Consider the following 11,620-nt stretch of genomic DNA (forward strand, 5'->3'; position numbering starts at 1 on the left):
CCGCGGGAACGTATTTTATGCCTAGCGGACCAGGAGCCTGACCTGTTATTGCAACTCGCAGCGGTCACTAGCATTGGGGCACGGGCGTTGTGGATTTCGTCTCCTCAGTGCCGCCGGTTGTTCGCCGCGTTGCCCAAGCCTGTTCAGCAGTGTATCACTCTGTTAGCGGACTGGAGAAAGGAGAACGTCATGCTGGATGTCGTACTGTTTCATGGTGACTCCGATCAGTTGCGAATTTTAGCACAAACGCTTGCAGTACGTCCTGGCCCATTGATAGCAGTGCAAGGTTATGCATGTGGTGACAGCCAGATAGCACTGGAACGGCTGTTAGTCGAACGCGTAATCAGCATCAATACCGCCGCTGCAGGCGGCAATGCCACTCTGATGACTATTGGCTAAGGGTTTTTGCCTGCACGTTACCTGTGCCTGATAGGGACACTTGCTGTGTACCTAAGTGTCATCTGGACGGGTCGGTCGCAGGGTGCAAGCCCTGTACACTACTACACACTGCAGGGTGTGTTGGCGCTGCTGGGGGGTAATGTGCTACCCACACCGCTTCCAGGCACTTATTAGCACGATCTCACATACCTGATGCAGCTTGCGCGCAAGTTTACGTGCAAACTTGAGCCAACCCATTTCAGGGGTTCCACTATGCTAAATTCAAAGGACGTCAAGCAAAGAGAAATTAATTCAATGAGTAAACGCTTCACCGGCGTCAAAAACTGCTTCCGGTGTTCCCCACAGGAAACCAGAATCATTGTGCCTAAGCGTCTTCACTGGACCCGCCAAGTCCGCCAGTTGTTTGAACAGAGTAAGAGTAAGAAAGTCTCGCCGCTTTTCGATATGGCTCATCCTATTGAGGACGTCGATAACCAACCACACGCGGGTAATTACTGACGTTTTCGCTGCTACGCCTCCAGCGCCGTCACCCACCGTCGCGTTATCGCGCGTTATCGTTAATAGCCACCCGCACACCACTGCTCGACAACTTTTTTCTCAAATTTTACGCCGCTGCCCACCAGCGAAAATTGGGCGCCGATTAATGATTCATGGCGACGGCTTTATGCCGCTATCTCCAAGTGTTAGTGCATGTCTCATTACGCTTAAAAGCATCGAACTCGGTTCGCAGCTGATGTTATCCGGCAGTAGGCGCTCCATGATACGCCACTAGCGTATATCTAGAGGATATCTTTTTAGTTTATCAGCGTCTTAAGACGTCCCGATAATATTTCATTGACACGGCAATAGCTATCATAATCTTCACGCTGATATTACTCTAAATAGAGGCAGTAATGAAAGGTGATCTAGATAACGGTATCAGAAAAATCAAGAATACTGATCGTACTAGCATTTGTTTTAAACTAAATACGACAAAATTAATGTTGTTATCCTACTATTTTTTTCGAGAGACTCATCTTCTTCTCTTATTTTACTATTCCTGCCAAAATAAAATCCGACCTTATATTTTAATTGAAAATATTGTGCCGACGACTATAGGCTACCAGGGCTTTCATTTTTACCTTCAATAACCACTATTCAATTTGATAGTACCAATAGTAGATTCATATGAGTTTTTTGGTTTTAATAAAATCATTTTTTGTTTTGCCAATTTCAGAATACAACGATGTACCTGACTCACATCGTCAAGATGGTATCGGACAACTATGGTACCGGATCCGACTTTAATCGTAATGCCCTGCAAAGTGTTATCCTGTTTGAAACTTGCTTCATCTGTCAGGTCGTTACTGATAAACAACAGTGTCCGTCCGACAAATAGTAGTTCTCTCATGAATCATGAATGCCGCTATCACTGCACATTCATCGACTACCACTAACTTAAATTCAACTACACATTTTCCGGGCTATAATACCAGTTCGGAATAACGTCTTACTAGGTCCTACGCCAGTGCTAGGATCCGAATCGCGGTATTATTTCCTTGACGATAGTGCAATATAAATGCTACCTCTTTTTCTTCCATATTGTAGTCGTCAAACGACGCAATAGCCTGTTTAAGTTCCTATGCAAAAGCTATGGCGATAGAGGTGCCAGCGACGCCACGTAGTAGGAGGTAGGTCCCTTGCTGGCATCACGTCGCGCCACGCCATGAATACCGGCGGAAAGTCCGCGCAGTAGCGTGCCTAGGCTATCAAGTTCAGCTATGGTCCGACAGGAACCAATGCCATCGCATTGCCGGCGGGAAGCGGACAGTTCGCATAGTGCCTGTTTGATATCTCCGGGATAGTGACCCATTCAGGCCGAGTTTCAATACCGGCGAACGTTCCATCCACATCAAAAAACAGGTAGTGTCTCCGACACTATCGGGAACATTGAATTCACTTGATATAATACCTTTTTTCCTCATTGTATCCCGGCCGCTTAGGCGCGCTCTTCACGGCTCATCGTCCAACTTTTTCATTGCGTACGCCCATGGTCCGGCGGCCTTGACAGTCAAGACTGAAAGCAGGGTTCAAAAGAGTGCAACAATATGAAGTGAATCCTAGTTTTCATCACGCTCATTGGTGTGTGCTTTACCAGCACTCAGCATTCTTTTTTTCCGGTACTAACGACCAGCGAAACAATGGTCTCCTCGTGCTTAGTTCTGGAACCGCCTGAGTCAGGGCGGCAGTGATAGCAAAATAAGTATAGTCATGAAAAATGACTCTGCCATAACCGGGCTAGACGCCTGCTCCCGCGTCTACCCGTTCACTTCGTAACATAAAAAACGCACAGTTTGCAATTTTATCCGTTCTTCCACCAAATCCTCTTCAAGGTGAAGACCAAAACATCATCACCTCTGATGTGTTCATCAACGCCCACTATCAGCTATGACTTCACGAGCGGGCAGATTACTGTAACCCCCTCAAATCCTTTCTAACTCGGCCGTGCAAGTATTAGCACATGGGTTCAGGTCAATTAATTTTAAGCTAAAAATTGCCGCGTCCAGGCAGTATTTACAATACTCCTTCCTTGATAGGAGATCGCTAACCATAAATAATGGCAAATTCAATTCTCATTTATCGATATTTTATTCAGTTTACATTTAACAACATAAAAATATATAGAAAAATTTATAATAAAAAATTTACAAATAATTTTCATTATTATAGAGTATTTAAAAATTAACACATAATATAAAAATATTTTTATATTATATATTTATTAATATATAACAAATATGATTAAGAGATGTGCTTCCCGCGTCACTGCGGGAAATTTTGGAGAGCACTTGTCGATACGAGTCACGTCGGCAGCTTGCCAATTTGTTAATAAACGGTGATTTATGGTGCTCCTTAAAAGTTGTCCGAAAAAATATCTTTAATTAAAATCATACATTGTAGTTAAAACATTTTCTGTGGAAATAAAAAATAATTTAGAAGTATAGAAATGATGTGAGGCTTTTGGGAATTTTATCGTTGAGTAAAATAAATAAACAAATTCAGGTGACGCGGTCAAAGAAGACAATAAATGGAATGTCTGATGCTCAGCGGCGCGTGACACTCGCTGAACGGTCTCGGCCGTTTTTGTTAACTCTGCACACCAGTGGCGGCAGGGGACTCATCGCGCGACCAGGATATGCCGCAGCGTTTCCCTAACTATCTATCAGGCAGTTGATCGATTAGGCCCACATGCCCTATGAACCTCTGGTAGTTTCCCTTGGAGACTAGATTGAGGATCATCTGGATCGCGATATCGCTTTGCCGGAAATAAACTCCTGCTCCGGCTACTCCGTATGGCATATATAGGGCATTTTAGAGCTACTATCAGCATGACTATTAGTCCCTATATCCGCGAGCGCAAATTGACTGGAGTCGTACTCCGGCTACGTAATTCTGACGAGCGCATTCTTGATATTGCGGTATACTACTATGGTTTTAATTCCCAATCGCAATTCACCACGCTATTTAAAAATATTTTGGCGACACGGCTGCGAAGGCCACTTTTCCCGCAATGATCCCACCCTACCCCTACTATTTCACGCCGCTGCACATACAACCTCCTAACGATCCCTCTCGTTAGAGTAGCGTCACTGCTGGCGTTTGTCTTCGGTTTTCGCCCCATACGTGGTATCAAGCTACCTTGCCTGGCCTTAGCAATCCTTTTTCGCCAGTGCCGCGATATTCCCGTCGGCAACGCTTCGTTCTCAAAACGTCCCTGCTATCGATACTCCTTTTACCCGTGGCAAATGGCTTTGTCAGCTGCAGCGGCGAGACTAAGCGCAAGAGCAGCGCCGAGCCACGTGTTTTCATTTTCTTAATAATTAAAATTAATTAATATAATTTAATAAAATTTATTATTAACATCACTTTATGGTGATTAGCGTACTATAATCCACCGGCAGAAAATTTCTCTGTTCATCGCGCTATCTCCTGAAAGTCTTTAGGGAAGACAGTATAATAGTTTTCCAGACTAATTTTTTATCACCCATAGCTTTATGGCCTCAAAAGCGTCTCGCGGAGATGATCTCCCAGCAATAAAAAAACCCGGTTTCTCGCCTGGTTGACCGCAGTAAAAAAATACTCAAATACCGAGCTCCTTTTTGCTCTTTTTGTCTGCACGCTTTTCCTTCAATGTCTTCTCTAGTTTCTTTGGCGGCTTTATCTTTACCTTTACCTTTGCTCATAACCGCCTCGATTACTTGTAGGTTGAAGATGGGTTACCAAAAGATTAAGGATATCATCAACATCAGTAGTGGGAAGAAAGGAAATTTACACATACTATTTTCCTTACATATCGTTTCTTAAGAGATAGGCCTGTTAAGCCCTACTGAGTTCGGGCTATTTTATCAAGGTAGGGCGTCTCATACCTACCACTGCAACGTTATTAATTTTTATCAGTACGAGAAAAGATAAAAGAGGAAAACTGCGGCGACATCCACCATGTGGTAAATCCGTTTGTCTCTTTTAGTAATCAAAAACACTGTCGACCCTTCACACAACGCCAACTATATTGGCTTTTTCCGTACCAAGCACCATCAATCGGTATCCTAACAGTCTGCCCCTCCAGCGCCGTTTTGGCGATAACCGTTGCCGACAACAGTTTATAGTCTATCGGCCTGCCGGATCACAGGATCAATGACGTGGCTTATGTGTTTGCCGTTAAGCTCATACATTAAGCTTATAAGCTCATACATTAAGCTCATAATAGTTTCGATAACTGCTAGAGGTGCTTATGCCATGCCCTTGCAAATCCACAATAGCTCCCGCTACCCTTGCTGGTTCCGAATAAGCCGCAAATGTTCCAAACCAACGAGCGCGCATTTTCTATTTTCCGGGCGTTAAAGATCATTGACGGCTGTTTTTCTGGACCAAACTCCTAGAGGTTAATCAATGGCCCTATGGTGATATCCATCGCACCAACTCGCCTATGCGCATGCATTCTAGACAATATCCGCCATGGCCGCAGTTAATGGGCTGCAGCTCTGTTCCCTGATAGTGGTTAAGACGAGATAAAATCGTGTCGTCTTGCCAAGTCGAGATTTGATGATTATCCTGTGCCAGATATCATTCTATCGCTTCGATGAGACCTGGCAAGGCCACGGGCTAGGCTAGTTTGCCATCAGCACGCGGCAATATGTGCCTATGGTTTTTTCTTCGGCACGCCGGGACTGGGCCTGGTCCACCAAGGTGGTGCTGGCGTATCCCCATAGCAACATAAACATAGCAACATAAACATAGCAACATTAAAGTTGCCATCACTACCCCTGAAAATCTAATCATAACATATCATTAAATAACCAATATTGCCACTCAACGCCTCTCATCGACCTGAAAACTTACCCGGCAGCAAAAAAGTTAATATGCTGCCTGAGTCAACATGCAAAAACCATGTCCTGAGCGCATAAGAAATAGGTATCATTTATAGGTCTCCATGGTCGTGCCGCGCCGTCGCGCCCCCACCCCTATACAAGCTGTATGAGCAGGAGGAAAGCCGTCGCTGAGCAGTTTAACAGGAAATGGAGCATTCAGACTAGTGTGCTTTAGCCTGAAGAAGTACGCCGTGGAGACAGCATCAAAGAGATCAGCACCATGAACTTCACAGCCCAGAATGCGGATTATCATGAACATAATTGAACATACGTTGCACTACCTCATCCGCGCCTTCGATAACCTCCGAAAGGTGCCGGTAACTGCGGGTTACCGCTTGAGAATAGGAGATTTCATGTGCTTCATCTACCATGGTAACGATCCGATCACGGATTTGGACATCAAGATAGTGGTTAACACCATCTGATAGGCATGAGGCATCAACGTAAGTTGACGTCTCATGCTTCAAGCGCTTCAATACGACCCAGCAGGACCTGATAGTGAGGATCGTTCGCCATAATGATTTCCCTTGCGTGACAAATAATCAGCCGAACTAATATAACTTGCTCCACGATCGAGGGCGAATAAGACCGGTCTAGCCTCTCACCGGCATCGTCAGCGACAACGGTCCGATAAGATCTTCACGTCTGGCTCCACAGTGCCTGAGGCCGAGTCCCATTATAGGCCGGTTTGCATCGCAAATAAAGACCCCGCCTCAGGGCCGGGGTTGCTCACACATACCGGGTTAGCGCCTGATTATGATCAGTATAGTTAATTATGATCAGTATAGTTAATAGTGGCGCGAGACCGGATGGGGTTATTGATTAGACTACCTGAAGTAAAATCTTGTCGCCAAGACGTGTTAAGGCCTAGTCAGGCTGGCGATAATCCACACCGCATGGACAGTACTGAGAATATACCACAGAAAGATCAGTAACATACTGATCTAAAAAAAGCGCCGTGCAATCCCACTTCCATGAAAACGTCAACCGGAGGTAAGATGAGGTAAGATAGAAAATGACTTTGATGAAATCCATATCCACTCCTGATTGTCAGTATTTCCTAGGCATAGCCTAGTCCTAGGGACAGCGCCAGACAGATTATATAAACAATAAGGAGCAGATCTGCCGCGGGAACAACCACGCAATTTTGGAAGCCAATCAGTAAGTAGTAAAAATATCGTACTCACGTTATACAGTATCTCGGCACCGCCTGTTGCCCATAGCGCGACGCTGGTATTCCAAAGTATCGCCTCGACTCCTACAGTATGGCGCTATTACGCGAATACACAATTGGCTATGATAGGGGTTTTCTATTATTCCCTATTTGACAACGCCGCCTCTGAAGGCATCCCGGCCGCCAGTAATCTGCCATGGCGGCAAGCAGAAAATCTTTCGGATCAGCGCATAACTACTGAGAAAATCGCTGACGAGTAAAAACTCGAAGCGTGAATGAAAATTTTGAGCGCTGGTGAAATAGTTTGGTTTGAAGATACCGTTAGCGGACAGCGTCGCACTGTCTGTACCACTCGCATGAAGATAATTTTGGGCGCGATTACTCGCGTGTTCAGCGCGCGTATCAGCAGATCAATGACGCGCTGATATTCCCCAAGCGTATTATTGATATTGCTATATATGTCGCTCATGGTCACTGTAACGTCACTACTACGCTAGAATAGCGTCGGCCTATTTCAGCTACCGCAGCGTAGAATTGTTGTTTTCGATCATAGAATACTTGCCGATCGAAATCACGCACCACCACTAAAAAATCACGCACCGCTAATGAAAGAGTGGCCTGATGCGCGTTATCGCCAAATACAGCTAGCCATCCAGCAACGCCGTAGTTTCTGGCGACTTTGCGCAGTCAAAGTAGTCGATAAAGTTATGGGATATCAGGATAGGATTTCACCCCTTTATCTACCATGGGGATGCGCGGTCTCACACCGGTAAAAACGACCGTGACGACGGCAGCATTTAAGTTTTCATAAACCACCTCTCTCTATTCACAGTAATTTATGGTGTAGAAAAATCTACCGAAAGATCCTACGTCTTGTCGCCAGCGCAGACCAATCTTGTCACCGGGAAAAAACCGCGATGACAATATCACCATGGGATGGTAGATATAATATTTGCTAATAGGGTTATAATGACGCTGATAGCGACTTTGTTATCAGCACCGAGCAACGTTGGTGCCGTCGCTGAACAAAATGTCATTTGGTATAGGACAAAATTTCTGGATGCTCTGCCACCCGTATCCAGATATCCTCACGCGGGTGGAAGCAAAGATCCCTACCGGTAAAATGCAGCCGCTGCGGATGAATTCCCGGTAATAACTCCACATCCACCGCATCCAGATGCGCGATAAAGCCTATAGGGCGCACACCCGGCCGGTTACCTCGCTTGACTGCGGTGACAGTGGTATGCCTATAAACTAGGATGTTATCCAGACCGAGAGCGGTTAATTCTTCAACCAATACATCGTCCAGTAGGTTGCCCAGTACGCCTGGGCAACCTACTGGACGATGTATCACATTGCGACGTGACCGCCAAATAGAGAAAAACGCTGTATCAACTGGCTCTGGATCACAACAGACATGAATACATGCTTGGGGAAGTAACAGCTAGCACCGATTGGGTATGTTTCTCAATGTCGGCATGAATAATAATCTCTTTTTCCTGCGGGAACCACCCTTTTTCCCGGTGAGCATTCATGGACATTTGTCCAGATTACTTCGTTACTGACTTCAGCTCCTTTTCCATCATGACCCATTTAATGCAATCGTGCAGCACTCTGATAAAGACATGGACAATAAAAGTAAGCAACTCAGAAAAATTGATCACTAGCGTATCAAATAGCCAATAAACTAGTAAAAACAACGTTACTAAGATAGTCATAGTCATGCCCTCTAGCCCAATAGGATGAGAAACAAAACATAGTGAAGAAAACTATTTTGCCGGATTTTCATCTAGCGTTCACGGCAAGACTTCTTATTATGTCCTCACCCAACTTCCCAGATACCCGTCAAGCACAAGAGTTATTCGCATGGTTGATACCATTATTAATTATTATATAATTTTAATGAATATTCATGGAGTCGTCTGCAACACTATACATTGATCGTTTTCCGCTGATAATAATAGATTCCGTTGAGCATATAATATAGATCAGACCGGCGATTAAAACGTTTTCCGCCGCGCCAGGTAGGAAAGGAAAGCGTGCTCCATGGCCAGGCCCAAGGGACCAACCATGTTAACCGCCAGGACTGGCAAGCACCGCCATCGGTGCTACTAGACTATCGAATAACAGTAGTACCAGTAATTTTCTCATATCGCACCTATCAATCCCTATCAATCCCTATTAATACACTAATAAAATTGCTAATCGCCTGGTTATGCAAGACATTTTATGCATATTTAGTTGGTGACTACGCATCATTCCTAACTGTTATGTCATGTTTTATTGTAATTTGGCTGGAATAACTTTCACGGCGGCGCGCACCGTGCCAGCCAAGGGGATTAACACAAGCCCCTACTAGGTGCTGATACAAAAAACTTCTGCCACAGCAGGGATGAAAGAGAAGACAAGATGTTTTACCCAGCATTACTTGATTTCGACCATTTTTTCACATCGGTACCGGGCTATTTGCTGTTTGGTGCCGTTGATCTTTATAGCAGATCATCCCTGTCTGATCATCGATCTTGGGTTTACCATCGCTGACGATAGTTTTGCCATCGTTTGTATGTATAATAGGGTAGTTACTTGAGCAACTGAACTGGCGATAAATGCTGAAAATTACCACTGATAACATAAAAATACTTTTTTCATAATAGACTGATTTTTATCAGACATGCGATAATTTTATCGCAAACTCGCGGCATCGCTAATTTTTTCCTATATAGCGGCGGATTATATCTCGACAATGCGGGATGACAAGATATTTACCAAGGCTCTCTCCCCCTCCCAGCGGCATAAGGCGAATTCGCTACCATCAGACTCTCAGCGCTAGAAATTAAGAGCGGCGTCAGGAAAAACGCGCATCATTTCTGCGATATCTGATAACTATATATTAATATTATTAATTTTTTTTCGTGCTGCTGTTAGACGATAGTTTCATTACGTCATCCAGCTCCGGTGATGACGAAAATGATGTTGGGTACCCACGTTTTTTTCGGTGGATTTTTTACCCATAGTAGACGCTAAACGCCGCCGCGAATATCTTGCGCGCAGCGCTATTTAATGAGATCATCGAGACGCTCGTCCGCAATCCCAGCCGGCTCAAGATGTGCAGAAACTTCCGCTGCGTTGAAAAGTGCCTTGACCGCCGCTTCCGCATTATCGCAAATGGCGTGACCTGCATCGACGGTCAACTGCCCATCTACTTCGACGTGCAACTCGACAAATATCCGATCTCCTCCATTACGGGTGCGCAGGTCATGTACCCCTTCCACACCTTGACAACTCAGCGCTGAGGCGGTAATGCGCTGGCGATCGGCGCTATCAAGTTCATGGTCGAGCAATTGCAGCATCACTGATCGGATCATGCAACACGCATTACATACCATATAGCACGAAATCGCCAGCGCACCGCTAGCGTCTGCTCTGATCCAGCCAAACTGATGCTCAAGAATCAGCGCGCAGAGCACCGCTATATTCATAGCGATATCGGTGATATAATGCGCGCGATCGGCAGCTATTGCCGTGGACTGCGTGTACTTCACCACCAGCGTTTGCATTGTCACCAGTAAGCTGGCACAAAGGATGCTGGTGACAATCACAATAATACCCAGAAGCCCCTGCACGGCAATCGCCTGTGGAGCCATGAGACGGCTGACAGACTCTATCCCGAGCGCGACCCCGGCTGCCGCTAAGAGCATTGCCTGCACAAACGCGGCGATGGCTTCCGCTTTACCGTGGCCGAAACGATGGCCGCGGTCCGCGGGCCGCTGTGCATAATATACGCCCACCAGAGTGACCATTGACGCTAATACATCGACTAAACTATCCGCCGCCGAGGTCAGTAATGCAATAGATCCCGTCTCCAGCCATGCCCAAATTTTGATGCATACCAACATTAGCGCGACACCAAAAGAAACCAGCGAGGAGAGATACATCAGGCTTTTTTTTGGCAGTTTAGTAATCATAATGCTTTATCCATATGATAATCATTTACCCTACACGCTATAAAATAATCAAATTCAAATGCTTATTATGTTAGTTCGAGAATTAAAAAAATAGTTTTTCACTCATGAAGAAAGTGTAAGCACTAAATAAACTCTTTGCCGATTCTCCTATACGCTGAAAAACAATAAAATAATCACGTATTCATTATTAACATCCATGACTAAGGCGCAACGCCCTAAAGGCTTTCAAGCTGCTTTCCACCCACTTCCTACTCATAGGACGTTAAGTCCTTCTGATACCATGAATTTGACACATCGCATCAACAACTATCACTAGCGTGAAAAACTGGATGCTTAAATTGGCTCATTTTGGTGTTTAAACTGTGACAGGATGTGACTTTCATGCATAGAAATAATCACTCTCATTTTTATGCACATTTGCGTCGCCCTGGCTGAATTATCGTATCCTCCCACTGTACCGGCGCCTTAATCCAGAACGGAACATAAAGTCAACAGGCAAATAAATGTCTGTCTTGCGACATCATTAGGGTCTAATTTTAATGACTCTAGACATGATTTGCCGAAACGGATCCCTACACCTCAGACTCATCATAGTCAGTCCATCACGCTTTATTGTCGTCCTATTGGGTACATTACCTATTTCGCACAACAATCGACGAGGTAAGCGCTATTTC

6 protein-coding genes and 3 pseudogenes are annotated in these 11,620 nt (G+C 45.1%); 3 read left to right on the forward strand and 6 right to left on the reverse strand.

The window, feature by feature from the left end; genetic code table 11:
• Window positions 1–399, forward strand: a pseudogene (locus BG74_RS18315) (trifunctional transcriptional regulator/proline dehydrogenase/L-glutamate gamma-semialdehyde dehydrogenase); the annotation flags it as partial.
• Window positions 400–690: 291 nt separating this feature from the next.
• Here BG74_RS18315 and BG74_RS08795 read toward each other — a convergent pair.
• Window positions 691–933, reverse strand: coding sequence for a hypothetical protein (locus tag BG74_RS08795; protein ID WP_204376369.1), 243 nt, complete (start codon window positions 931–933; stop codon window positions 691–693).
• A 691-nt stretch (window positions 934–1,624) separates the two neighbouring features.
• Here BG74_RS08795 and BG74_RS14355 point away from each other — a divergent pair.
• Window positions 1,625–1,777, forward strand: a complete 153-nt coding sequence (locus tag BG74_RS14355) for a hypothetical protein (protein ID WP_187202834.1) — start codon at window positions 1,625–1,627, stop codon at window positions 1,775–1,777.
• 252 nt (window positions 1,778–2,029) lie between these two features.
• Here the strand turns inward: BG74_RS14355 and BG74_RS14360 are convergent, their stop codons facing one another.
• Window positions 2,030–2,251, reverse strand: coding sequence for a hypothetical protein (locus tag BG74_RS14360; protein WP_066597907.1), 222 nt, complete (start codon window positions 2,249–2,251; stop codon window positions 2,030–2,032).
• Between the two features lie 3,807 nt (window positions 2,252–6,058).
• Here BG74_RS14360 and BG74_RS14365 point away from each other — a divergent pair.
• Window positions 6,059–6,232, forward strand: a complete 174-nt coding sequence (locus BG74_RS14365; protein WP_187202835.1) for a hypothetical protein — start codon at window positions 6,059–6,061, stop codon at window positions 6,230–6,232.
• Between the two features lie 895 nt (window positions 6,233–7,127).
• Here the strand turns inward: BG74_RS14365 and BG74_RS08820 are convergent.
• From BG74_RS08820 to BG74_RS08825, 4 genes and pseudogenes are all read right to left on the reverse strand, one after another.
• Window positions 7,128–8,400: pseudogene (locus BG74_RS08820) on the reverse strand (peptidase T).
• A gap of 131 nt (window positions 8,401–8,531) precedes the next feature.
• Window positions 8,532–8,699 carry a hypothetical protein gene (locus BG74_RS14370; RefSeq protein ID WP_187202836.1) on the reverse strand — a complete coding sequence of 56 codons (168 nt, stop codon included), beginning with the start codon at window positions 8,697–8,699 and terminating at the stop codon, window positions 8,532–8,534.
• 706 nt (window positions 8,700–9,405) lie between these two features.
• Window positions 9,406–9,613, reverse strand: a pseudogene (locus tag BG74_RS11715) (YgdI/YgdR family lipoprotein).
• 421 nt (window positions 9,614–10,034) lie between these two features.
• Window positions 10,035–10,946, reverse strand: a complete 912-nt coding sequence (locus BG74_RS08825) for a cation diffusion facilitator family transporter (protein ID WP_066597911.1) — start codon at window positions 10,944–10,946, stop codon at window positions 10,035–10,037.
• Between the last annotated feature and the right edge of the window lie 674 nt (window positions 10,947–11,620).

This window comes from Sodalis-like endosymbiont of Proechinophthirus fluctus (assembly GCF_001602625.1).
Lineage (GTDB): Bacteria > Pseudomonadota > Gammaproteobacteria > Enterobacterales > Enterobacteriaceae.